This window comes from Prescottella equi, from assembly GCF_002094305.1.
Classification (GTDB): domain Bacteria; phylum Actinomycetota; class Actinomycetes; order Mycobacteriales; family Mycobacteriaceae; genus Prescottella; species Prescottella equi.
Genome location: NZ_LWTX01000002.1, coordinates 416,570 through 440,269, shown reverse-complemented (window position 1 = coordinate 440,269; position 23,700 = coordinate 416,570). Strand labels below are relative to the sequence as shown.

General features: G+C 68.7%; 25 protein-coding genes. 8 read left to right on the top strand and 17 right to left on the bottom strand.

All coding sequences use genetic code 11. The annotated features are described in order from the left end of the window. Nucleotides 1-19 precede the first annotated feature (19 nt). The 3 genes from A6I89_RS07690 to A6I89_RS07680 form a co-directional block, all read right to left on the bottom strand. Nucleotides 20-652: a resuscitation-promoting factor Rpf1 domain-containing protein gene (locus A6I89_RS07690; RefSeq protein WP_005515116.1), complete on the bottom strand. Its 633-nt coding sequence runs from the start codon at nt 650-652 to the stop codon at nt 20-22. 507 nt (nt 653-1,159) lie between these two features. Then, nucleotides 1,160-1,564: a YccF domain-containing protein gene (locus A6I89_RS07685; protein WP_013415021.1), complete on the bottom strand. Its 405-nt coding sequence runs from the start codon at nt 1,562-1,564 to the stop codon at nt 1,160-1,162. A gap of 11 nt (nt 1,565-1,575) precedes the next feature. After that, entirely contained in the window at nt 1,576-1,815 is a 240-nt protein-coding gene (locus A6I89_RS07680; protein ID WP_022594320.1) for a hypothetical protein, read from the bottom strand. Between the two features lie 115 nt (nt 1,816-1,930). Between A6I89_RS07680 and A6I89_RS07675 the strand changes: the two genes are divergently transcribed. Then, nucleotides 1,931-2,560 (top strand): hypothetical protein, encoded by a 630-nt coding sequence (locus tag A6I89_RS07675; RefSeq protein ID WP_022594321.1) that lies wholly within the window; start codon nt 1,931-1,933, stop codon nt 2,558-2,560. Between the two features lie 309 nt (nt 2,561-2,869). On the opposite strand, the gene A6I89_RS07670 is transcribed toward A6I89_RS07675, so the two are convergent. The 9 genes from A6I89_RS07670 to metA form a co-directional block, all read right to left on the bottom strand. Continuing rightward, nucleotides 2,870-3,469, bottom strand: coding sequence for an alternate-type signal peptide domain-containing protein (locus A6I89_RS07670; RefSeq protein ID WP_232244693.1), 600 nt, complete (start codon nt 3,467-3,469; stop codon nt 2,870-2,872). A gap of 86 nt (nt 3,470-3,555) precedes the next feature. Continuing rightward, the gene (locus A6I89_RS24295; protein WP_087576486.1) at nt 3,556-5,274 is read right to left on the bottom strand and encodes a signal peptidase I; all 1,719 of its coding nucleotides are present in this window, start codon (nt 5,272-5,274) and stop codon (nt 3,556-3,558) included. Nucleotides 5,275-5,281: 7 nt separating this feature from the next. Next, nucleotides 5,282-5,827, bottom strand: coding sequence for a TasA family protein (locus A6I89_RS07660; RefSeq protein ID WP_232244695.1), 546 nt, complete (start codon nt 5,825-5,827; stop codon nt 5,282-5,284). 60 nt (nt 5,828-5,887) lie between these two features. Further along, nucleotides 5,888-6,532 carry a signal peptidase I gene (locus A6I89_RS07655; protein ID WP_022594327.1) on the bottom strand — a complete coding sequence of 215 codons (645 nt, stop codon included), beginning with the start codon at nt 6,530-6,532 and terminating at the stop codon, nt 5,888-5,890. After that, entirely contained in the window at nt 6,529-7,050 is a 522-nt protein-coding gene (locus A6I89_RS07650; RefSeq protein ID WP_022594328.1) for a hypothetical protein, read from the bottom strand. Before A6I89_RS07650 ends, A6I89_RS07655 begins: the two co-directional genes overlap by 4 nt. Nucleotides 7,051-7,089: 39 nt before the next feature. Beyond that, the gene (locus A6I89_RS07645) at nt 7,090-7,620 is read right to left on the bottom strand and encodes an alternate-type signal peptide domain-containing protein (protein WP_022594329.1); all 531 of its coding nucleotides are present in this window, start codon (nt 7,618-7,620) and stop codon (nt 7,090-7,092) included. Nucleotides 7,621-7,936: 316 nt separating this feature from the next. Further along, complete coding sequence (locus A6I89_RS07640) at nt 7,937-9,592, bottom strand: thiamine pyrophosphate-binding protein (RefSeq protein WP_022594330.1); 1,656 nt, start codon at nt 9,590-9,592, stop codon at nt 7,937-7,939. Next, entirely contained in the window at nt 9,589-10,365 is a 777-nt protein-coding gene (locus tag A6I89_RS07635; RefSeq protein ID WP_022594331.1) for a cyclase family protein, read from the bottom strand. The genes A6I89_RS07640 and A6I89_RS07635 overlap by 4 nt, the downstream gene beginning before the upstream one ends. A gap of 103 nt (nt 10,366-10,468) precedes the next feature. Continuing rightward, nucleotides 10,469-11,383, bottom strand: coding sequence for a homoserine O-acetyltransferase MetA (gene metA, locus A6I89_RS07630; RefSeq protein ID WP_044990534.1), 915 nt, complete (start codon nt 11,381-11,383; stop codon nt 10,469-10,471). 235 nt (nt 11,384-11,618) lie between these two features. On the opposite strand from metA, the gene A6I89_RS24930 reads away from it, so the two are divergent. Further along, nucleotides 11,619-12,032 (top strand): cold-shock protein, encoded by a 414-nt coding sequence (locus A6I89_RS24930; protein ID WP_022594333.1) that lies wholly within the window; start codon nt 11,619-11,621, stop codon nt 12,030-12,032. Between the two features lie 76 nt (nt 12,033-12,108). Here the strand turns inward: A6I89_RS24930 and A6I89_RS07620 are convergent, their stop codons facing one another. The 3 genes from A6I89_RS07620 to A6I89_RS07610 all read right to left on the bottom strand — a co-directional run bounded on the left by A6I89_RS07620 (nt 12,109) and on the right by A6I89_RS07610 (nt 15,276). Beyond that, nucleotides 12,109-12,618, bottom strand: coding sequence for a DUF2771 family protein (locus A6I89_RS07620; protein WP_005515094.1), 510 nt, complete (start codon nt 12,616-12,618; stop codon nt 12,109-12,111). 15 nt (nt 12,619-12,633) lie between these two features. After that, nucleotides 12,634-14,379 (bottom strand): MFS transporter, encoded by a 1,746-nt coding sequence (locus A6I89_RS07615; RefSeq protein WP_005515092.1) that lies wholly within the window; start codon nt 14,377-14,379, stop codon nt 12,634-12,636. 87 nt (nt 14,380-14,466) lie between these two features. Further along, nucleotides 14,467-15,276 carry a glutaminyl-peptide cyclotransferase gene (locus A6I89_RS07610; RefSeq protein WP_044990536.1) on the bottom strand — a complete coding sequence of 270 codons (810 nt, stop codon included), beginning with the start codon at nt 15,274-15,276 and terminating at the stop codon, nt 14,467-14,469. Nucleotides 15,277-15,285: 9 nt separating this feature from the next. Here A6I89_RS07610 and A6I89_RS07605 point away from each other — a divergent pair, with 9 nt between their 5' ends. From A6I89_RS07605 to A6I89_RS07595, 3 genes are read left to right on the top strand one after another with little or no spacing between them, the layout of a single operon-like run. Beyond that, nucleotides 15,286-16,185: a DUF3027 domain-containing protein gene (locus A6I89_RS07605; protein WP_044990538.1), complete on the top strand. Its 900-nt coding sequence runs from the start codon at nt 15,286-15,288 to the stop codon at nt 16,183-16,185. After that, complete coding sequence (locus tag A6I89_RS07600) at nt 16,182-18,935, top strand: sacsin N-terminal ATP-binding-like domain-containing protein (protein ID WP_022594336.1); 2,754 nt, start codon at nt 16,182-16,184, stop codon at nt 18,933-18,935. The genes A6I89_RS07605 and A6I89_RS07600 overlap by 4 nt, the downstream gene beginning before the upstream one ends. Beyond that, complete coding sequence (locus tag A6I89_RS07595) at nt 18,932-19,489, top strand: phosphatase PAP2 family protein (protein WP_005515083.1); 558 nt, start codon at nt 18,932-18,934, stop codon at nt 19,487-19,489. The genes A6I89_RS07600 and A6I89_RS07595 overlap by 4 nt, the downstream gene beginning before the upstream one ends. 46 nt (nt 19,490-19,535) lie before the next feature. Here the strand turns inward: A6I89_RS07595 and A6I89_RS07590 are convergent, their stop codons facing one another. After that, nucleotides 19,536-19,784 carry a DUF2530 domain-containing protein gene (locus tag A6I89_RS07590; protein ID WP_005515082.1) on the bottom strand — a complete coding sequence of 83 codons (249 nt, stop codon included), beginning with the start codon at nt 19,782-19,784 and terminating at the stop codon, nt 19,536-19,538. A gap of 81 nt (nt 19,785-19,865) precedes the next feature. On the opposite strand from A6I89_RS07590, the gene A6I89_RS07585 reads away from it, so the two are divergent. The 3 genes from A6I89_RS07585 to A6I89_RS07575 all read left to right on the top strand — a co-directional run bounded on the left by A6I89_RS07585 (nt 19,866) and on the right by A6I89_RS07575 (nt 23,135). After that, nucleotides 19,866-21,356 (top strand): NCS2 family permease, encoded by a 1,491-nt coding sequence (locus A6I89_RS07585; protein ID WP_005515081.1) that lies wholly within the window; start codon nt 19,866-19,868, stop codon nt 21,354-21,356. Nucleotides 21,357-21,391: 35 nt separating this feature from the next. Then, the gene (locus A6I89_RS07580; protein ID WP_022594339.1) at nt 21,392-21,823 is read left to right on the top strand and encodes an Rv0880 family HTH-type transcriptional regulator; all 432 of its coding nucleotides are present in this window, start codon (nt 21,392-21,394) and stop codon (nt 21,821-21,823) included. Nucleotides 21,824-21,917: 94 nt separating this feature from the next. Beyond that, nucleotides 21,918-23,135, top strand: coding sequence for an MFS transporter (locus A6I89_RS07575; protein ID WP_044990583.1), 1,218 nt, complete (start codon nt 21,918-21,920; stop codon nt 23,133-23,135). On the opposite strand, the gene A6I89_RS07570 is transcribed toward A6I89_RS07575, so the two are convergent. Further along, nucleotides 23,087-23,638, bottom strand: a complete 552-nt coding sequence (locus tag A6I89_RS07570; RefSeq protein WP_022594341.1) for a hypothetical protein — start codon at nt 23,636-23,638, stop codon at nt 23,087-23,089. The genes A6I89_RS07575 and A6I89_RS07570 overlap by 49 nt on opposite strands. Between the last annotated feature and the right edge of the window lie 62 nt (nt 23,639-23,700).

The following is a 23,700-nucleotide window of genomic DNA, read 5'->3' as shown; positions in this document are numbered from 1 at the left end:
TGTTCCGGGTGGGGCGATCTCAGCTCTGCGACTGGTTCGCGATACCGGCGATGTTCTGCATGGCCACCTGGTTGAAGTCGAACGACTTGGCGGCGTCGTAGGCGTTGAGCACGTCCTGGTGGATGACGATGCCGTTGTTCGCGGCGGCGTCGAGGAGCGCGTCGATGCCGGCGAAGGCGGCCTGCACGGCCGAGGGAGCGGCCGGGGCCGCGGGGGTGGTGGCGACGGGAGCCGGGGTGACCGGGGCCGGCGCGGGGGTGGCCGGGACGCTGCGCTGCGACGGCGCGCTGCTCAGACCGAGCTTGGAGGAGCAGGACGGCCAGGCGCCCCAGCCCTGCGACGCGAGCACCCGCTCGGCGACGACGATCTGCTGCTCACGGGTGGCCTTGTCCGCGGTGGCGGCGAACTGGCCGCCGCCGTGGCCGGTCCACGTGCTGGGCGAGAACTGCAGCCCGCCCTGGTAGCCGTTGCCGGTGTTGATGCCCCAGTTGCCGCTGGCCTCGCACTGCGCCAGGCGATCCCAGTCGGAATCGGGCGCCGCGTTGGCGGTGCCGGCGAAGGCGACGCCGCCCACGCCCATGATGGCGCCGGTGACGGCGACCTTGGCGACGGTGCGGCCGGTGGTGGTCGGCTTGCGATGGCGTCCGCTCATGTCGGTCGTTTCCTCTCCGCACGCGCCTGCGAGGTCAGCTGTCGGGTTCGGACTGAGAGGTCGCCCGGCCTCGCCGCTCTTGGATGGAGCGGGTCTGGCTTCACCCCCAGGGAGATCGCTCTCCCGATGCCTGCGGGGTCGTCCCTCGTTCGGGACTTGCTTCCCCGGAGGACCTTGGGTCCCCCGTCCCCGTCCATGGATGGTTCGTGGGTACTTCCGGGCCCACTGGACGGGGTTTGGCGCGGCGGGCCCGGGGTGGCCGAGGTTGCGGCCGAAAACGACGGTACGAGAATTTGCCGCTCAATGTCACCGGTTGATAACGCGGCGCGTCTTGTGTTGTTCGCGTGCGGGATTCGATTGAGACGGCTTATCCCCAGCTAGTCGCGCCGAGCGCCGGACGGTCACGGACCGACACCGCCCCGTTATCGCCGCGTAATGTGAGCGAGATCACAGGTATACCGCAGGCTCGTCTCAGAATTCGGAACGGACCGGGAGGGTGGTGCGGTGTCAGGCGGGCGCCCACTGGGCCTGATCGCGGGACCCGACGTCGACGATCTCCTTGCCGAGCGGCATCAGTGAGATCGGGATCATCTTGAGGTTCGCGATCGCCAGCGGGATGCCGATGATCGTGATGGCCATCGCCAATGCGGTCGCGATGTGTCCGATCGCGAGCCAGATGCCCGCGAGGATCAGCCAGATCACGTTGCCGATGAGCGAGCCGACACCCGCCGTCGGCTTGTCGACGACGGTCTTGCCGAACGGCCACAGCGCGTAGAGGCCGATCCGGAACGAGGCGATGCCGAACGGAATCGTGATGATGAGGATGCACATGACGAGGCCGGCCAGGAAGTAGCCCAGCGCCAGCCACAGGCCGCCGAAGATCAGCCAGATGATGTTCAGCAGGATCCTCATGATCGTTCCTTTCAGCGGCTCCGGCGGCCGGAGCGGAGGGCGTAGGCGACGGCGAGTACGAAGCCGAGCGGGCACGCCAGGGTCAGGAAGTAGAGAACCAGACCCGGGTCGCCCTCGGAGAGCGAGTGGACGAAGAAGATGGCGACGATGGCCGCGATGCCGATCAGGAAGCTGACGACTGCCGCATAGAACAGTCCCTTGCCGGACTCGGTGGGGGCGTCGGCGTCGTTGCGGTTCGATTCTTTCGTCACAACACAACGGTAGGCCACCGGTCGTCGCGTGGTGTACCGCAGTTCGTCTCGCGTGATCCATCCAATATCGCCGAATTGGACGCTTGGCCAGGTTTGCTGCCCTAGGCTCCGCGAAATGACCGCAATCACCCGTGTGTCCGGAGGCCTCTCGGTGCCGGGCAAGATCCTGGGCGCCGTGCTGCTCGCCCTCTTCCTGTCGGCCCTCGCCGTGATCGTCGTGCCGTCCGTCGCGCGCGCCGACGAGCCCGCGACGGTCGAGTACTCGTCCGACGGCGGCACCACGTGGGGTGGCACCGAGAAGATCTCGTGGAACAACGGACTGCTGGTGCCCGGCGAGGAGCTGAAGACCAGCTTCAAGGTGCGCAACGCCTCCGGTGTGGCGGGCTGGGCCGGCTTCGCGGTGGGCGAGTACGAGGTGTCGCCCGACATGATCGCCAGCGTGCGTGTGGACGTCGACGGCACGGCCGGCACGCCGGTGACGCTGACCGACGGTGGCGCCGTGGCGCCGTTGACGGAGATCGGCCGGGTGCACCTCGCGCCCGGCGCGGTCGCGTCCATCGATCTGGTGAGCGGTATGCCCGCAGACGCCGGCAACCAGGCGCAGAACGGCACCATCAATCCGCGCTGGTCCGTCGGCTTCACCCCGGGTGAGCTACCCGATCCCGGCTGCGTCCCCAGCGGTTCCCTGGGCTCGCTGTCCTGCCTCTTCGCCGGCGCGGGTAGCTCGGGCAGCCTCGCGTCCTGATTTCGTTCTACCGACCCTGAACGGGCGGTTGTTCGGCACGGCCCTCGGCCGATAGTCGGACAGCCGCCCGTTTGTCGTTTCGGGTCGGCTAGGCAGGTTCGGTGTCTCGGCAAGGCGGATATGACGCAGCGCCGGTTCATGGGGGGTGATGAACCGGCGCTGCGTGGCGTGCGCCAGGGGTGCGCACGCGGCCCATTCCCGCGCACCGTCGTTCACCCGACTCCGGTGCCGGATCGGCAGGGCGCAGGAATGAGAATCGAGGCCACCGGCTGGGAGGGGGTCCGCCGGTGGCCTCGATTCTGTCGGGAACTAGGAGATGACCTGCTCGAGGCGGACGCGGAAGTCCGCGAAGTTCGCCGAGTCTGCCTGTCCGACAACGCCGGACGTCTGTGGATCGAACGTGAACTTGGCTGCCACGTCGACGATCGCATTGTTCTGGGTAGGGGTGACGACTATGCCGGTGGGTCCACCCGGGACGACGGTGCCGCCGATGGTCGCGGTCACCTGAGGCTGCAGCTTGCCCGCGAGCTGTCCGTTGCCGGTGAAGGTGATGTTGTCCGCGGTGAGGCGAGCCTTCAGATCGGTCCCGGTGAGGTTGATCCGGTAGCTGCCCCTGTAGGTGAGAACGTCACCGGGGACGATGCGGAACGACGAGATGTCGATCGGGCCGTTCTGGTCGCTCCACGTGGGTGCGGTGACCTCAGTGATCGAGAGCGAGCCCGATCCGTTGCCGCCGCCACCGATGGTCGTCGGGGGAGCCGTTGTGGTGGGTGCGGACGGCGTGGTGGTGGTTGCGCCGCCGGCACTTCCGCTACCGAGGCTGCCGAAGTCGCAGGCGGTCAGAGTCAGCGTCGAGCCGAGCGCTGCCGCGGCGATCACGACCTTGAAGGCCCTCGTCTGTGTGTTCATCGGATTGTCTTCCATTCCCCTCGTGCGAGATTCCCGGCCCGACGGTGATTGAGTTGCACCGGCACGGATGCAGGTGCAACGTGGCGTTATTCGACCAGGGCTGCGATGTCGGCAGGCACTTCGCTGGACGTCGGGTCTACTGAGGTCTTGGACCACGTGCTGCCGGACGCCTTGTACAGTTGGCCGCCGTCCACGATCCACAGGGTGTCTGTGGACGAATCCCACTCGAAGGTGGCCGACGCCGAAACCGGAATGCGCTTCACCTCGTCACCATTCTTGTTTGAGATCACGAGCGCAGTCTGTGAGGTTTCGGGCGACCTCATAAGGGCTGCTGCGTAGTCACGTGACTGTGATTGCGCTGAGGTGCCCAACGCGGTGTCCGTGGCAGTGGTAGTGACAGCGGTTGTCGGCGCGAGGGACAGTGTCGTCGTCGTCGACGATGTGGTGGCGGGAGTTGTTGTTGATCCGATGCTCGGCTGTGGCGATGGGACGGGGATGGTGGTTGTCGCGGGTTCGCTGGTGCCGGTGCCGGTGCCGGTGCTGGTACTGGTGTTGGGCGGCATCGACACGGTCGTCGGTGCGGTGGTTGAGGTTGTTTGTGTGGGGGCAGCCATCCGTGCGTTCAAATCTCCGAAGGAGCCCTCGAGGCTTGCCCCGCTGATACTGTCCTTATAGCCGTTGCACGTACCTTCGTAGAAGATCCCCCGGCGCTTGATTTCTTGTCCGCGCCAATCGGAGGACCGCTCGCCGGAGTAGCGGTTAACTGTGTAAATGCGGGTGGTGAAGTATCGTGTGCTGCCGCTGTACTCCGTCTCTGACGATCCAACGCTGACCGTAACATTCGTACCTGTGGCGGCCGAGACCCCTGGATCTCGCGTGGTTTCCCAGACCGGATTGCCTGTATTGTTCAGATAGACGCCGATGTAGTAGGTGAATCCATAGCCGAGATGCGGCCAATTCATGACACACCATTGGGTGCCGCCCGCGCCAGCGTTAGATGCGCTGATCGATGAGATTGCGGGAAGGACTTTTGTCGCCGATGACAATGTCCCGCTCTTCGCAGTAGCACTGTCGGTGAATGCCGCAGACGTCCCCGTGGCCTGGGTGAGCGCGAATACGGAAACCGCGGCTGCCGTGATGGCGAGCAATGATCGGGCGGAAGGGCTCGAGAAGCGCTGTGTGGGGGAGATGGGTTCGACCTTCGACTCGATGACGGGCACGAATTCGGTGGTGATGGCGTCGTCGATCGGTGACCGCGTGCCTGGTCTACGATCGTCGTCGCTGTCGTCCTTCTTGATGGTCGGGCGGACCACAATCATCAGGAGGGCGCCAACGAAAGCGCCGCCTAGGAAGATCGCGGCAGGGTTCGAAAGCCATGCAACCGCGTAGCCAAGGCCTCCGACGCTCGTGAATACCCGGTCCGCGTGGGTGATTACATAGGGTTCGACGTCGGGATCCTGGTTGGCATCGCCCTTGAGCATGACGATTACAGTGTCGCCGGACTTCTGTTGAATTTCGTGGACGCGGTGGGTGATCCGGGTGCCCTGGGCGTTCTCCACGCTGATGATGTCCCCGACCTTCAGTTCGGTAGCGGGAACGTTGTGAGACAGCGCGAGCGAACCCGTGGTGATCTCCGGTGACATCGAACCGGATCGGAAGATCAGTGGCTTGACGCCGAACAGCATTGCCGCGAGTGTTGCGAGGATGCATATCAGGCCGACAATCCCGCCGACCGTGAGGGCAATTTCACGCCAAACCCGGCTGGTGGGTGTCTGACGGTCGGTGTGTTTCTCTTGATCGGACATGGCTACCTCACGCCGTGGTCGCGGAGAAGGCGAACGAGACATTGATGGACTTGTTCTGCGCGGCGACCGTCACTCCGGGATCAAGGGCGACTCGCAGGCAGAGCGTCTCGGATGTGCTCTGGACTAGTGAGCGTGCAGTCGTAATGAGTGGTGTGGAGGCCGTGGTCGACAAACCGAGCGGGCCGGCGATTGCTGTGGTGCATGTGGATTCGAGCACAGTCACCTTCGTCATCGGCGCGAGAGCAGCATCCCCCGTCGCTGATGCCGACATCGAGTACTTGAAGTCCGAGGTGCCATTGTTCTGCACGGGAAGTGTTGCCTGCGCGGTGTCGCCGGGCATCATGCCCGATCTGTTGAGCGAAGTGAACGCATAGGCCGTGGGGTTGCCTGGGTTGTTGTTGAGCTGCAGATCAATCGTTGCAAGTGTGAACGCCCCGGAGGTCGCAGTTGCGGTATCGCTCCACGCAGCCATTGTGCCGACGGCGCCCAGGCCGAGGACTATCCCGAGGGAAAGGGCAGCGCGTACTCGGCCGCCACCCAGTGCCCTACGCATCCGGCCATCGTCCGTGGAAGGCGAGTGGGAGTGCTCGTCGCGAGACATGGTTGGCCCTTCTTATTTCTTTGTGGTCGACGCGTTGCCGTCGATCACCGGGATTACGGCTGTCGCGGTGGAGTCGTCGTCGCGAAGGTCGATCGGCTTTGGGCGACGGCTGCGCGCCTTGTCTCGACTCGAACTGACGAACATCGATACCGCGTAGATCAGCAGGCCGCCTACGACCACCGTCAGGAGGATCGAACGCTGCTTACCTGTGATGTAGTTGTTGATATAGCCCACGTAAGGCATCGAATACCAGACCTTGCCCCGAACCTGCTCGGGCACAACCGGTCTCTCGTCTGGGGACGGATTGTTGTCACCGTGCGTCACGAAGGTCAGATCACCCTGTGACGTGCGTCTGACTTGAGTGATCCGATGCGTCACGACCTCGGGCTTCCCGGACTCCCACTGGAAGGTGATGGGGTCACCGACCGCGAGAGTTTGCGGATCCTGCGGACGGACGACGATGAGCGTGCCTGGCGGATACGTGGGCTTCATCGATCCCGTCAGCACCGTATACGGCGTGGCGCCGACAACTCGTGGAATCACGATGGTGAGCGCGAGCACGCCCGTCATTGCGATGAGAAGCAGCCATGACACGACGGACTTGACCCACCACCAAACGGTGGTGAGTTGGTCCTCGCGGCCGACTGCGTGACTCACCAGGACTCCGAAGCGAAGGTGAACGTTGCGGTGGTGCTCGCGCCGGGTGTCTCGGCGGTCCCGACCGTGCCTCTGAGACAAAGCACTTCAGCGGCCCCCGCACCAAGTGTGCGCCATGCCGGTGAAGTCGGAGTCTGAGCCCCGATCATCGGGCCGTGGTACAACTGTGTGGCGCCAGAGGGGGCAGCGGCCGTCGGGCAGTCGCCCTCGGAGGTGACCGTGGACACCGTGAGGGTCAGCGGCACAGCAGTATTCGACTGCGCGACGTTCTGTAGTCGGTACTTCATCGGCACGTTGCCGCTATTGCGCACCGTCAGCGGGGCTTGAGCGAAGCCGCCGGGCATCAGGCCGGCTTTGCCCAACGATGAGAATGCGTAGCTGCTCTGGCTCGCGCCGCCGGCACCGACACCGATGTCGAGGGTTCCGGAGGTGATGGTGCCTCCGGCGAAGCTCTTGGAGTCACTCCACAGCGCGCCGGTCTGCTGGGCAGAGAAGAAGATCAGGCCCAGGACCGGCACCGCTGCGAGTGCCCACCGACGGTGGTTTCTAAACAACTGTCAGGAATCCTGTGTGAGGTCCAGGACGACGTTGCCGAAGGTCGCGCTCTGGTTCTGTGCCACCTGGTTTGCGGTTGCAGCGTCGAACGTGAACTGGACCTGGACCTGGACCGTCTGGCCGTCGTTGGCGCTGGTGATAGCCACGCCCGCCGGGTCCGAGGGCAGCGGGACGCTATTGACCGTGGCGGTCGTGGAGGTCTGTAGGGCCTGGGCAAGTTCGGTGCTGGTGCCGAGGCCGGGGACGGTGGCCTTGAGATGTGCGGCGAGGTTGTTGCCTGAGGCGCCGATGGTTGCCGTTGCGTTGTATGTGATGACGTCGCCCGGAACGACCTTGTAGGTGGTGATGTCGATGCTGTTGCCACCCTTCGTCCAGGTCGGCGTCCCGGCGGTGGTAAGGGTGAGCTTGCCCGACTGGATCGTGCCACCGGCGAGGTTCTCGCTGTCACTCCACAGCGCGAACGAGCCGGCGCCACCGGCGAGGAGGGCTGCAGCAGCACCGGCGGCGATTGCGCCCTTGGTCTTCTTGTTCATGCGGGTGTTCTCGTTTCTTCTGGCCCCGAGGGTAGGGGTCGTTGCAAGGGTGGTGCGTCGGCGTACAGACACTTGGACCAGTCAAAACTTTGTTTCACACACGACAACCTGGTCGGCGCTCGTCCGGCGCTGGCAGAGATGGCAGAACATGCAGAGCTGAGTCGAACGTTTGGCACTGCCCCCGCGCGGTGCCGGAGTAAGTTGTAGCACTCCCGAGACCTTGTTGAAGGCAAAACTGGTCAATCGTCCAGAAGGAAATTTGTCCGGGATCGGTTCAGTCACCGGAAGTGCGCGAAACTGCCTACGAAACGGCTGGTCAGTGCCCCTTGAACGCCTCGGCCAGCCACCACGCGCCGCCGTCGGAACTGACCTTCGCATCGATCAGCAGCGGCCGATTCCGCGGCCCCGCGACCCAGGTGCGCACGGCGTCGAGGTCGGCGACCGACCGTACCGTGACGGCCTCCGCCCCGTACCCCCGGGCTATCGCCGCAATGTCGGTGTCCGGGAACGTGACTGCGGAATGGTCGGTGCCCGGCGCATCGAAGTGGTGGACCTCCGCGCCGTAGGCGCTGTCGTTGTAGACCACCAAGACCATCGGCAGTCCCAGCCGCACCACCGTCTCCAGTTCGGAGATCCCCATCAGGAAGCCGCCGTCGCCCAGCGCGGCGACCGGGATCCGATCCGGTTGCGCCAGCGCCGTTCCGATCGCCGTCGCCAGACCCAGCCCGATCGACTGGAAGGCCTGCGTGAAGTTGAAGCCGAACTCGTCCGGCACCCGCAGGTACGCACTGGGGTAGCCCATGAAGTTGCCGGAGTCCACCGACACCGTGCGCTCGCGCGGCAGAATCGCGTCCAGCTCCCGCGACAGCACGCGCGGGTCGATCGTCGACGTGGTCGACAGGTCGTCGAACACCATGTCGTTCCAACGCCCGTGCGCCGCAATACGCTCCCGCAGCTCGTCGCTGCGGTAGCCGGCCCGCGCCGGACCGACAGCCGCGACCGCTGCGGCGGCGGTCTCACGGCAGTCGCCCAGCACTCCCAGATCGATCGGCCGGTTCGCGCCCAGCGCCGCGTCCTCGACGTCCACCTGTACGACGGTGGCGTCGGCGCCGATCAGCGATCCGTGCCGCATCGTCCACATGTTCAGCGCACAACCCCAGCCCACGATCAGGTCGGCACCGGCGATCAGCTCCGCCGTGAGCGGGCACGAGAAGCCGCCGGAGATCCCGAGCGAGAACGGGTTTCCCTCGAACAAACCGTTGGCCACCGCCGACGTCGCGACCAGCGCGCCGGTGCGCTCGGCCAGCGCCGCGATCTGCGGTCCGGCGTCCCGGGCGCCGCGCCCGGCCACGAACACCGGCCGCTCGGCCCGGTCGAGCAGCGCCACCAGCGACGTCAGCGCGCCCGCGTCCGGGTGTACCCGCTGGATCGGCGGCAGCAGCGGCACCGCCCACGACTGCGGGGCGGCCTGCTCCTGCACGTCCAACGGCAGACTCAACACCACGGTCCGCCGCTCGCGGACCGCGGTGCGGTAGGCGCGGACGGTGTCGGCCATCGCCGACGCCGCCGAATGCACCCGTTCGGCCACCGCACCGACGCTGCGCGCCAACGCATCCTGGTCGATCCGAAAGTTCGATCGCACGGCAGCACCGGCAGTGTCGGCGGTGAGCACGATCAGCGGGGTGCGGCTCTTCGCGGCCTCACCGATCCCGGTGACGGCGTTGGTGAGCCCGCAGCCCTGATGAGTGGTGACCACCGCCGGCAGCGCCGACAGCCGCGAGTAGGCGTCGGCCATCGTGGCGGCGCCGCCCTCGTGCCGGGCCGCGACGAACGGCACGCCCGCCGCGATCAGCGCGTTGGTGACCGCGAAGTTGCCGCTGCCCACCACCCCGAACGCGTGCCCCACCCCGAGCTCGGCGAGGGTGGCGCCCACCAACTGCGCGACAGTGAAACCGGCGGCGGTGGAACTCATGCCCGTTCGACCAGCGCGAACACTCGGGCGGGGCTGCCGGTGCCGCCGACGATCGGCAGCGGCGAGGCCACCAGCACCGCGCCGAGTGTCGGCAGCTTGTCGACGCCCCGCAGCTGCGTCAGGCCGTACTTGTCGTTGCCGAGCAGGTAGTAGTGCGCCGGGAACATCGGCTCGAAGCCGGCCGCGATGCCCGCGTCGATGCCGACCGTCTCGACGCCGAGACCGGTGATGGGGCTCTGCTCGGCGAGCCATTTCGCGGCGGCCGCCGAGACGCCGGGGGTGTGCGGGCCGTCGGCGTCGGCGTTCGCGAAGCGCACCGGGTCGGTGCCGCGCTCGCCCCACCCGGTGCGCAGGATCAGCCACGCGCCGTCGGGCAGCGGACCGTTCTGGGCCTCCCACGCCTCGAGGTGCTCCACCTCGAGCACGAAATCCGGATTCTGCTCCACCTCGGCGGTGACGTCGACGACAGCGACCGGGCCGATCAGCCGCTCCGGCGGGATCTGGTCGACGCTGGCGCCGTCGCGGCCGGTGATCCAGTGCGTCGGCGCGTCCAGGTGTGTGCCGGTGTGCTCGCCGGTGTGGAGGTTGTTCCACGCCCACGCCGGCCCGTCGTCGTCGAAGTTGCTGACCGTCTCCAGACGTGCCGGGATGGTGTTCGCGAACGGCTCCGGCAGATGCAGGACGGGCGTCTCCGAGCTCAGCGGCGCGGTGAGGTCGAGCACCTCGATGCTCTTGGAACCGATCTTGGTGAGCAGGTCGTCGAGCGTCGTCACGGCGTGGTCCTCACTGTCGTCGAAAGTCCGTGCGCACCAGTATCGGGCACGCAGCGAACGGACCGACCACCTGGTCGCCGAACTACGGGACGGACTCAGCCGGTCAGACGTCGCCGGGAAGGAACGGGGTCTCCTGGTAGACGCAGTAGTTGAGCCAGTTGGAGTACAGCAGGTGCCCGTGACCGCGCCAGCGGTTGAGCGGGCTCGCGGCGGGATCGTCGCCGGGGAAGTAGTGCGCGGGCGCCGCGATCGGCAGACCTTGCGCGCTGTCGCGGCGATATTCGCGTGCCAAGGTGTCCGCGTCGTACTCGGGGTGCCCGGTCACGAAGACCTGGCGGCCGTCCGGGGTGGCGGCCAGGTAGACCCCGGCCTCGTCGCTCACTGCCAACACGTCGACCTCGCCGGTGGCCTCGATGTCGGCGGCGTGGACGTCGGTGTGCCGTGAGTGCGGGGCCAGGAACTCGTCGTCGAACCCGGTGACGATCGGAGATTGCACCCCGGTGAGCCGGTGGGGAAATACACCGGAGATCTTCTGTGGGACTTCGTGTTTGCCGACGCCGTAGTAGTGGTACAGGGCCGCCTGCGCACCCCAGCAGACGTGCAGGGTCGACTGCACGGCGCCGCGGGCCCAGTCGAGGATCTTGGTCATCTCCGGCCAGTAGTCGACGTCCTCGAAGTCGAGCTTCTCGATCGGCGCCCCGGTGACGATGAGCCCGTCGAAGTGCATGTGGGCCACGTCGTCGAAAGTCGAGTAGAACGATTCGAGATGCTCGGCAGAGGTGGTACGGGAGACATGGCTGGCCATGTGCAGCAGAGTGATCTCGATCTGCAGCGGGTTGTTGCTGAGCAACCGTAGAAGCTGCGTCTCGGTGGAGACCTTCAGCGGCATCAGATTCAAAATCGCGATCCGCATGGGGCGAATGTCCTGATGTCCGGCGCGCTCGTCGGACATGACAAAGATTCGCTCCGCCTCCAGGATGGCCCTGGCGGGAAGGTCGCGCGGCACGTTGACAGGCATCGCCCAGCAGCATAGTCGGCGGCCGGTTCGAGGCAGGGGCCGGCGCTTCCGACACCCACATGCCGGACCGTCGCCCACGCGTCCTGCGGCCCGAAACGCGGATGCCTGTGACCGGGCGGGGCGGGTACACTCGGGCATTCACGCGTCCCGCAATCCGAGTGGGGCGCGTTGTTTTGCATAGATACACGCGCGCGCTCAACGGGGAGTGCGGCTGGCAGATGAGCAGGTGAACACGGTGCCTACCGGCAAGGTGAAGTGGTACGACGTCGAGAAGGGTTTCGGCTTCCTGTCCCAGGAAGAAGGGGAGGACGTCTACGTCCGCGCTTCCGCGCTGCCCGGCGACGTCGACGGCCTCAAGGCCGGTCAGCGCGTCGAATTCGACATGGCCGCCGGACGCCGCGGTCCGCAGGCGCTCAAGGTCCAGCTGCTCGAGCCGGCCCCGACGCTCCGCCAGAACGGTGGGGCGCGCAAGGACGCCGTGGCGCGCAAGCACTCGCCCGACGAACTGCACGGCATGGTCGAGGACATGATCACGCTGCTCGAGGCCAAGATCCAGCCGGACCTGCGCAAGGGTAAGTACCCGGACCGCAAGACCGCGCAGCGGATCTCCGAGGTGGTGCGCGCCGTCGCACGCGAGCTCGACAGCTGAGTCGTCCACGCGACGCGAAACGGGCGCCCTCCGGTGATCATCACCGGAGGGCGCCCGTTTCGGTCGAGGCCTCGAATCAGGAGGCGGGGGCGACCACACCGCCGCCGGGCAGCGGCATCGTCTGCAGCGCCCACACCGGGGCCAGGCCGCCCTGGGCCGGGAGCTGGATGATGGCGCTGATCAGCTGCTCGCCGGGGGCGCCGGGCACGGTCACGGCCCAGGCGTCGCCGGGCTTGTAGTCGCGGTAGCCCTCGTAGATCTCACCGGTCTTCGGGTTGCCGATCTGCACGTTCAGACGCCAGTCGGAATCGGCGATCTCCTTGGGCAGCGACAGCTGCAGCGGGTAGCCCTCGGGCACGTGCAGCTCGACGATTTCGAGGCCCTCGCACTGCAGCGACGGGTCGCAGAACCCGGGCACGACGGTGGCGGTCTCCTGCTTGGAGTACGCCGTGATGGTCGGCAGCTTCTCCTCCGACTGCCCGACGAGGTAGGCCACAACTCCGGCCAGACCGGCAGCCGCGACGATCACCACCGCGGCGATCAGCGCAAGAATCTTCTTCGTCCGGTCCTGCATCATCAAGTCCATTTCTCGTTCGGTGTATCAGTCGGCACGAGGGCTGTGGCCGACGGTGGTCTCCTGGTCGACGTGCTCGGGGCGCTTGCCGCCGAGGCCGGGTAGCAGCGAGCCACCGCGATACGTCAGCACGGTCTGTACCAGCCCGATCGTAAGCACCACCGACACGACGGTGAAACCGATCCACAGTTCGGTGGGCAGCAGGACGCCCATCGCGCCGCCGACGACCCAGCTGAGCTGGAGCACGGTCTCGGACCGACCGAACCCGGACGCGATGGACTCCTCGGGCAGGTCCTGCTGCAGCGACGCGTCGAGCGACACCTTCGCGAGCGCGCTGGCCGCGGACGCCACCAGCGCGGCGAGCGCCGCGGTGAGCAGGTTCCCGGTGATCGCGGCGAGGATCGCGACGACGGTGACGGCGATGGTGCACCGCACCACCATCATCGCGGGACGGCCCAGTTCGAGGCGGGCGCCTGCGGCGTTGCCGGCGAAGTTGCCGATGCCCGCCGCGGCACCGACCAGACCCAGCATCGCGGCCTGCATGACCGCGGCGTGGTCGGTGTTGGCCTTGGCGACGAACGCGATGTAGAGCGTGAGGAAGCCGGTGAGCACCCGGATGGTGCCGTTGCCCCACAGCCCGGTGACGACGGTGCGGCCCAGGGGCTGACGGCGTTTGTCGGGGGCGACGCCCGCGACGGCGGCCGCGTCGATCCGTTCGGTGGGGGAGTCGTCCCCGTGGAACGCGAGCTTGGCCGGCACCTCGCCCTCGGTGACCTCCACCCACGCCGGGATCCGCATGCTCAGGTACGCACCGAACGCGGTGATCAGGACGGTCAACCACAGCGCACCCGTGGAACCGGTGAGGAACGCGAGGGCGCCGGCGAGGGCGCCTGCACCGATGGTGCCGCCGATCAGGCCGAACACCGTCAGTCGCGAATTGACCCGCACCAGGTCTATCTCCGGTGGCAGCACGCGTGGCGTCACCGCGCTCTTGAGTACCGCGAAGGACTTGCTGAGCACCATCATGCCCAGCGCACACGGGTACAGCGCCCAGCTGTCGAAGTTGAAGACCAGCACGATCGCCAGCAGCGTGCGCAGCGCGAACGACGACGCCAGCGCGATCCGCCGGCCCCGCTGCAGACGGTCCAGCGCCGGCCCGATGAGCGGCGCGATCACCGCGAACGGCGCGATCGTGATCAGCAGGTACAGCGCGACCTTGGTCTTGTCCTCGCCGGTCGCGGCGGAGAAGAAAAGGGTGTTCGCGAGCGCGACGGCGACCGTCGCGTCGGTCGCGAAGTTCGCCATCACCGCGTACGTGAGCGCGGTCAGCCCCGACTTGTCGGCGCCGTCCGCGGTGGCCGCGCGCCGGAACGTGGCGATGCCCTTGTTGGTGAGTTCACGGCCACGCATCGCGGCGACCCGGGTCACCGTCAGCTTGCGCGGCATGGGGCGCGGCTTGGGGGCGTCGGCCTCGGCGGATTCGGGAGGCTCGGGGGATTCGGGGCGGGCCCCGTTCGCCGCATCATCCGCGGGGACGTCCATCCGGCGGGTCTCTTCGGCCGGCGGGGACGCGAAACGCTCGGTGGGTTGCTCGATGCGCTCGGTGCGTGCCGACCGGTCCACCGGATGCAGGGGTGGCAGCGGTGCCCTACGCCCGCTGACCCGCTGCGACGGCGGATAGTTCTCGAAACCGGGGTGACGTCGCGCCGAAGGATCCTGCGGGTGGGGCCCACGCCGAGGGGCGTCGTGGGGGTCGCGGGGTCCGGTCACCACTCAATTCTGTCCTAGTCCCCGGACAATGCACGACACGGGCGGTCCGTTCCTGCTCGCTCGGACGTGTCGGCGCCCGGCGCGACGCGCTCAGGCGACGAACCGGACCTCGAACATGCGCGGCCACAGCTTCCCCGTCACCAGGAACCGGTCGGTGCCGGGGATCTGAGCGATGCCGTTGAGCACGTCGATGCTGCCCCGCTCGTCCGCCGGCAGCGCGTCCTTCAACGCCGCCGCGTCGATCCGGCCCGTCACGACACCCGTCGCCGGATCGATCCGCACGATCGTGTCGGTGGTCCACACGTTCGCGTACACCGAACCGTCGCTCGCGCACTCGAGCTCGTTGAGCTTGTCGACGGGCCGGCCGTCGAGCGTGACGTCGACCGTCCCCGTCTCCGCGAACGTCTCGGGATCGCGGAAGGTGAGCGCGTCGGAACCGTCGCTCATCACCAGCCGGTCGGGCTGCGTGCACAACCCCCAGCCCTCGCCCTCGTAGTCGACGGTGCGGCGCTGCGCGAGGGTGTCGCGGTCGCGTTCGATCGCGACCCCGTCCTTCCACGTGATCTGCCACACCGTGTCGCCGACGACGGTGATCCCCTCGCCGAACATCGGCCGAGACAGGTCGGCGCGGGCCTGCTCGACGCCGGTGTCGAGCGCGGTCGCCCGCACCCACGACTGCCCCACCCGTCCGGTGCTCTCGAACAGCGTGCCGTCGGAGATCTCCAGGCCCTGCGTGAACGCGGACGGATCATGGGGAAGTTCGCGGACGATCTCCGGGTGCATCCGTTCGGCGATCGTCGCGCCCGCCGGCGGGGTGCCGCCCGAGCAGCCGGTGAGCAGAGCGACGGCCGCCACGGACACCGCGACCGCGGCCCGGACGGGGGTGCTACGCAGATTCACCCGCCCAGCATGGCAGCCCGCACGAGCGCAGACGGGACCGAGTGCGGCAAGATGGACACCGTGAGTGTTACGTCGTCTCCCGAGAGCGCCGTCGTGCGCCCCGTCCTCGCCGATGCCGTCGAGCTTGCTCGCACGGCGCTGGTCGACCTCGGAGAGGGAGGAGTGGGCAGATACCTCGGCGTGACCGCCGAGGACGACTGCGCCGCCACTCACCGCTTCGACACCGAGCTTCCCGGTTACCGGGGCTGGCAGTGGGCCGTCGTCGTGGCCGCCGTGCCGGGCTCCGATCACGTCACCGTCAGCGAGCTCGCGCTGCTGCCCGGGCCGGACGCGCTCGTCGCGCCCGAGTGGCTGCCGTGGGATCAGCGCGTCCGCCCCGGCGATCTCTCGCCCGGCGACCTGCTCGCGCCGCGGGAGAACGATCCGCGGTTGGTGCCCGGTTACGTCGCCACCGGCGACCCCGAGATCGACGACGTCGCGTTCGAGGTGGGCCTGGGACGCAAGCAGGTCATGAGCCGCGAGGGCCGCCTGGACTGCGCCGCCCGCTGGCACGACGGCGACTACGGTCCCGATTCCGAGATGGCCAAGGCCGCGCCGTCGACGTGCGACCTGTGCGGTTTCTATCTGCCGCTGGCCGGTTCGCTGCACGCCGCGTTCGGCGTGTGCGGAAACGAGATGGCCGCCGACGGGCACATCGTGCACGCGGCGCACGGCTGCGGTGCGCACTCCGACACCACGCTCCCCACCGGTGCGGGCACCCCGCGCTACGACGCCTACGACGACGGCGCGATCGAGGCGGTGCAGATCGAGCGTGCCGAGCCGGCCGCCGAAACCACTGCGGTCGAAGCGGCTCCCGAGCCGTCCCAGGCTCCCGAGGACGCTTCCCCGGACACCACCTCGGCCGATTGACCGACCCCTTCGGCACCGACGCGCTGCGCGACGGCACGATCCTCGCGTGGCGCAACTCCCCGACGCGGCTGCGTGAGGACGCGGCCGCGGAGGCCGACCTCGTCCGCGCCGGGTACCGCGACCGGCTGCTGACGGAACTGGCACAGAACGCGGCCGACGCCGCCGCCCGGGCCGGCGTCCCCGGGACGCTGCGCGTGGAGCTGCACGGCGATGTGCTGCGGATCGCCAACACCGGTGCCCCCCTCGACATCGAGGGTGTGCAGGCTCTCGCCGCACTGCGCGCATCCGGGAAGTCCACCGGGGTAGGACGATTCGGCGTCGGCTTCACCGCCGTCCGCTCGGTGAGCGACGAGATCGAACTGCGCTCCACCAGCGGGTCGCTGCAGTTCTCGGCCGCCCGCACCCGGGCGGAGATCGCCGACTCCTGCCTGCAGGCGCCGGCGTCCGGCGTCCCGGTGCTGCGTCTGGTGTGGGCCACCGACGAGCCGCCCGCCGCCGGGTTCGACTCCGAGGTGGTGCTGCACCTGCGCCCCGACATCGACGGCGCTGCGCTGCTGGGCGGGTTCGCCGACGAGGCCGTCGACCTGCTGCTGGAACTGCCCGCGCTCGAGACGATCACGATCGGCGACCGCACGCTGCGCCGCACCGCCCGCGACCTCGACGGCGGGCTTACCGAGATCACCGTCGGCGAGAACACGTGGTGGCAGTACGTCACCGACACCGCGCGCTGGCTGGTTCCGGTGGTCGACGGCCGCGTCCGCCCCGTCGCCGAGGACGTGCTGCGCGCGCCCACCCGGTCCGACGAAGAACTGTCGCTGCCCGCGTTGCTGATCGCCGACGTCCCGATGCAGCCCGACCGCCGACGCCTGCTGCCCGGTGCGCCGCTGGCTCGTGTCGCGCTCGGCTACGCGCGGTTCGTCGCCGCCCTGCCCGGCGACCAGCGGCTCGACCTGGTGCCGCTGCCCGGGTTCGCGCGCAGCGAGACCGACGCCGCGCTGCGGGAGGCGGTGCTCGCCGACCTGCGGACCCAACCGTGGCTACCGCCCGCCGAGACCGGCTCCGACGTACCGGATCTCGTGCCGGCGCGGGCGAGTGTGTTGTCCGGGCTCACCAGGGAACTGGCCGATGCGCTCGCGGATGTCGTGCCCGGCCTGGTGGATCCGGAGCTGTCCGGCCCGCGCCACGCCGCCGCGCTGGCGGCCGTCGACGTGCACCGCTTCGGGCTGGCCCGCGTCGCGGAACTGCTCGGCGGACACAGCCGCGAGCCGTCGTGGTGGCACGCCGTCTACGCCGCGCTCGAACCGCTGGTGGTGGACGCACTGGCGGTGGAAGAGCTTGCCGCCGTTCCGGTTCCGCTCGCGGACGGCCGCACCGTCACCGGTCCGCGCACCGTCGTCACCGGCACCGATCTGGGGCACGCCCTCGACGATGCGGCGTCGGCGCTGGACTGGGTACGCCTGGTGCACCCGGACGCCGCGCACCCGTTGCTGAACCGGTTGGGTGCGCAGCGGGCCACCGCCGGTGACCTGCTGTCGGATCCCGCACTGCACGCGCGGATCGAGGACCTCGACTACGACGACCCCGGCGCGGCAACCGAACTGGCGTCGGCGGTGCTCGCGCTCGTGACGCTCACCGCGCGCGAGTCGCGGCCGACCTGGCTGGGTGAACTCCCACTGCCCGACGCCGACGGCGAACTCGTGCCCGCCGACCAGTTGCTGCTCCCCGGCGCACCGTTGGCCGACGTGCTGGACGCCGACTCGCCTTTCGGGACCGTCGACGCCGCCCTCGTGGACCGGTTCGGTGCGGAGGCGCTGCGCGCTGTGGGCGTCGGCTGGGGTTTCACGGTGCTGCGCGCCGACCTGCCCACCGGCCCCGAACACGACCTCGACGACGAGGACGCCTGGTGGGACACCCTCGCCGACGACCCCGAGACGCTGATCGCGGTCCGCGACCTCGACCTGGTCGACCCCGACCGCTGGGCGCAGGCGCTGACCCTGCTCGCCGCCGAGCCCGACACGGCGTCCGCGCTCGGCGACCGGACCGGCTACACCGCGTGGTGGCTGCGCACCCACGCCGAGATCGACGGCCGCCCGCTGGGGCTGCTCCGCGCCGCCGACGACGACACCTTCGCCGGCCTGCTCGACGTCCTCGACCACCCCGACGCCCCGGCGCTCGCGGCGGCGCTCGCCCCGCGGACCGTCGACGACAACGCGCTCGCCGCCGTGCTGCTGGACCGTCTCGCCGACCCCGCGCGCACGCCCAGCCCCGACGTCGTGGTCCGTGCCCACCGGCTGCTCGCCGACGCCGCCCGGCGCGGGGTGCTCGACCTCGACGACCTGGACCTGCCCGCGCAGGTGCGCAGCCTGACCGGCGCCGTCGTCGACCCCGACGTCGCGCTGGTGCTCGACCGCGCCCACCTCGCGGCCGTCGTGCCGCCGGAGCGTCTGGTGCTCGGCGCGCTCGACACCGCCGCCGCCCTCGCGGATCTGCTGGACCTGCCGCTCGCGTCGGCCGCCGTCGAGGCGCGCGTCGTCGGCGACGGGGCGGTGAGCACGTGGGACCGCGAGCCCGGCGCGGTGCTCGCGTGCGCGGCCCTGGGCCTGCCACTGCCGTCCGGTGACGTCGTCGTGCACGACGATCTGGTGGTGCGTCTCGGCGGCGCACTCGACGGCGACGTCGCGGTGCCGATCTGGATCGACGACGACGGCCGTGCGCACTTGCGGCGCCGGCCGGTGGGGGAGCAGCGATGACGGACATGGATCAGTCGGTGCTGAACTGGATGCTCGACATCCGCACCCCCGGCCTGACCGACGTGGTCACCGTGATCACCCACAGCGGCGGCACCGTCGCCGCGTTCGTGATCTCGACGATCGTCACGGTCGCCCTGCTGCTCCGCCGGTACACCGCGGAGGCAGTGACGGTCGCGGGCGCAATGCTGTCCGGGTGGGCCGCGATGAGCCTGCTCAAACTCTTCTTCGGGCGCCAGCGGCCGCCGGTGCCCGAGCGGCTGGTCGTGCTCGACAGCTATTCGTTCCCGTCGGGGCACGCGATGATGTCGGCGATCCTCGCGTGCGTGCTCGGCGCCGTCGTCGTGCGTCTCGTCGCACCCGGGATCCGGCGGATCGCGCTGCTCGTGCTGCTGGGTTGCTACACGATCGCCGTCGGACTCTCCCGCGTCTACCTGGCCGCGCACTGGCTCACCGACGTGCTGGCCGGGTGGGCGTTCGGTATCGCGTGGGCGGCGCTGTGGATCTGGGCGATCAGCCGTCGCAGCCGCCACCGGACACGCGCGAATACCCTGTGAGATCAGTCACCGGGCGGATGGGTTGCGCCCCCGCGTCCGCTGTCGGTCAGACCAGCCCCTGCTGCGCGCCACGTCGGCCGCGCCGCGCCGCGCGGCGCTGAACCAGGAACAGTCCGAATCCGAGGAGGCCCAGGGCGATTCCGGCGTAACAGACCGGAAGCGCTGTGTTCCAACGGTCCCCGGACGCGAGGACCACGACGGTCGCCACGATCCACGCGAGGGTTCCCACCGCCAGAACCGGGCGCGGGTCGGAGAGGCGCTCCACGAGCGTCGGCGTGCTATGGATTTCGGTCACACGATTAAGTTACCCGCGCGTCGGTGCCCTAATCTGCCAGGTGCGAAACCCCACTTCCCGGCGATTGGACCGAAACACGACATGGCGGTTACCGACAAGACCACCGAGCCCTCGCGGCCGTCGGCACCCTCGCGGTTGCTCGACACCTATTTCAAGATCTCCGAGCGGGGCTCGACCATCAGCACCGAGGTCCGCGGCGGCCTGGTCACGTTCGTGGCCATGGCCTACATCGTGGTCCTCAACCCGCTGATCCTCGGTAGCTTCTCGGCGGACGACGCCGTCGCCAAGACCGACGTACTCGGCAACATCCTCCCGGTCAGCCAGGTCGCCGCCGTCACCGCGCTCGTCGCGGGCCTGATGAGCATCGCGTTCGGCATCATCGCCAACTATCCGTTCGGTATCGCCGCGGGTCTCGGCATCAACAGCCTGCTCGCCGTGACGATCGCCCCGCAGGTGACGTGGCCCGAGGCGATGGGTCTGGTCGTCATCGACGGCATCATCATCGTCGCGCTCGCCGCCACCGGCTTCCGTACCGCCGTGTTCAACGCCATCCCGCGCGAGCTCAAGGCCGCGATCGCCGCCGGAATCGGCATGTTCATCGCGTTCATCGGCCTCGTCGACGCCGGTTTCGTCCGACGCATCCCCGACGCCGCGGGCACCACGGTCCCCGTCGGCCTCGGCATCAACGGCTCCATCTCGGCATGGCCGACCGCCGTGTTCGTCTTCGGCGTGCTGCTCATGGGCATCCTCGTCGTGCGCAAGGTCCGCGGCGGTCTGCTGATCGGCATCGTCGTCACCACCGTGCTCGCCGCGATCCTCGAGGCCGTCTTCGACATCGGCGCCTCCAAGGGCGTCGACCCCAAGGGCTGGAACCTCAGCGTCCCCGCGATGCCCGACGTGTTCGCGCAGCTGCCCGATCTCAGCCTGGTCGGTGACGTCAGCCTGTTCGGTGCGTTCACCCGTATCGGTGTCATCGCCGCCAGCCTGCTCGTCTTCACGCTGGTGCTCGCCAACTTCTTCGACGCCATGGGCACCATGACCGGTCTCGGCAAGGAAGCGAAGCTGGCCGACGAGGACGGCAACCTGCCCGGCATCGGCAAGGCCCTGATCGTCGAGGGTGCCGGCGCCGTCGTGGGCGGCGGCGCGTCCGCGTCGTCCAACACGGTGTTCGTCGAGTCGGCCTCGGGCATCGCCGAGGGCGCTCGCACCGGCCTCGCCAACGTCGTCACCGGCACGCTGTTCCTCGCCGCGATGTTCCTGACCCCGCTGTACTCGGTGGTCCCGATCGAGGCGGCCGCACCGGCTCTGGTCGTGGTGGGCGCGTTGATGATCGGCCAGCTGCGCGAGATCGACTTCAGCAAGTTCGCCATCGCCCTGCCGGCCTTCCTGACCGTCGTGACGATGCCGTTCACCTACTCGATCGCCAACGGCATCGGCATCGGCTTCATCTCCTACGTGGTCCTCGCGGCCGCGGGTGGCAACGCGAAGAAGATCCATCCGCTGCTGTGGATCGTCGCCGCGCTGTTCGTCGCATACTTCGCGGTCGGCCCCATCACTGACGCCGTTACGTGATTGGCGGGGCGCGAGTTCCCGTATTGTTCGAAGTTGTGACAACGGATACTCGCGCCCTTGCCAGCGACCTCTCCCTAGCGGTGGTCCGCCTCACACGCCACCTGCGGGGACGGCGCGCTGACGCACAGGTGACGCTGACGCAGCTGTCCGCGCTCGTCACGCTCAGCGCCGAGGGACCCATGACCCCGGGTGCACTCGCCCAGCGCGAGAAGGTCCAGCCGCCGTCGATGACGCGGGTCATCGCCTCCCTCGCGGACGTCGGACTGGTCGACCGCGCACCGCATCCCACCGACGGTCGACAGATCATCGTGTCGCTCTCCGACGCCGGCCACGCCCTCATCGAGGGGGAGACCCAGGCCCGTGAGGCGTGGATGACGGAGAAGCTGTCGGGCCTCGACGCCACCCAGCTCGCCACGCTGCGCGACGCCGTCACGATCATCAGTTCCCTGGTCTCCGAGAACGACTGACCCTTCCACCCGAAACCGGTCAGCGGGATGTAATCCCCGCTGACCGGTTTCGCGTGTGCAAGATCACGGGGTGTCAACCGATCTCGCGCCGTCGATGTTCGCCGCGCTGCGCTCCCGCAACTACCGGTACTGGACGGCCGGTCAGATCGTGTCCCTCGTCGGCACGTGGATGCAGCGGATCGCGCAGGACTGGTTGGTCCTGACCCTCTCCGGCGGAGACGGTTTCGCGGTCGGCGTCGTGATGGCTCTGCAGTTCGGGCCGACGCTGTTCCTGTCGATGTACGGCGGGCTGCTCGCCGACCGATACGACAAGCGGCGCATCCTGATGGTCTCGCTGGTCGCGATGGCGTCGTTCGGGTTGATTCTCGGACTGCTCGACGTGGGTGGTGTGGTGCAGCTGTGGCACGTGTACGTGCTGGCGTTCGCGCTCGGCTGCGTCACGGCTCTCGAAACGCCCGTGCGCCAGTCGTTCACGATCGAGATGGTCGGACCGGACCGATTGGCCAACGCAATCGCGTTGAACTCCATGATGTTCAACGCCGCCCGCATCGTCGGACCCGCCGTGGCCGGTGTGCTCATCACGCTGATCGGCACCGGCCCGGTGTTCCTCGTCAACTCCGTGTCCTTCGTCGCGGTGTTCGCCTCGCTGCTGTGGATGCGGGTGGACGAGCTCACCCGGTCCGCGCCGGCGCCGCGGACCAAGGGGCAGGTGCGGGAAGGCTTCCGGTACGCGCGCGGCAGGCCCGACCTCACCGTCGTCCTGCTCACCGTGTTCGTGGTCTCCACGTTCGGGCTGAACTTCTCGCTCACCCTGGCCGTCCTGGCCCGCAACACCTTCGGCAAGGACGCCGACGCGTTCGGTCTGCTGTCGACGATGCTCGCGATCGGCATGCTCGGCGGCGCCACCCTCGCCGCGCGGCGGGCGACGGCCCCCACCGTCGGCTGGTGTCTCGGCGCCGCTGTCGGGTTCGGCGTCCTCGAGACCGCCATCGGACTCGTCCCGTCGTATGTGGCGGTCATCGTGCTGCTCGTGCCCACCGGCGCCCTCGTCCTCACGTTCTCGACGGCCGCGATGAGCATCCTGCAGATGTCGGTGCCGTCCGAGATGCGCGGCCGGGTGATGGGCATGTACATGCTCGCCTTCCTCGGCGGCACCCCGCTGGGCAGCCCGCTCCTGGGCTGGCTGGCCGACGCCGTCGACCCCCGCGCCCCGCTCGTGATCGGCGGCGTCGTCTCCCTCGTCGCAGCTCTGGCCGCCGCGGGCTACGTGCGTCGTTCGGCAACCTTGGGGCGTGCGGGGAACAGCGTGTAGCTGAGCGCGACCACGCCCCAGACACCGAGGACGACCGTGAGCGTGCGGATCCAGTCGGACAGGGCTGCGGTGCGGTCCGGTTCGCCGACCATCGCGATCGCGGCGAGCAGCAGGCCGCACGCGATACCCCAGGCCACCACGGCCTTTCCGAACTCGCGCCACTCGCGGATCGCCCGTGCCCTCCCGTGCCGGGCGGGCTTCTCGGGGGCGGGTCCTCCGGCGAAGCGGTGGGCGAAACGACCATCCGCCCAGCGGATGATGCTGTGGCCGAAGGCGACCGAGAAGCCGATGTACGCCGCCGCCAGACCGTGGCTCCACGACGCCTCGGCCCCGCCACGCAGATCGATCGTGGTGGCGACCAACAGCACGACGTCGACGAGCGGTGCGCCCACCAGCAGTACCGCGCCGAGCGTGGGGCGGCGCAGGAGGTAGCGCGCCGTCAGGCCGGCGCCGAGGAACACCCAGAAGAGGATCTCGCACGCGACGATCAGTTGCACGATCATGTCCGCCCCATTTCTAGTACGACTGTGTTAGTCGGGTAGAAACTATCACGACTGTGTTAGTT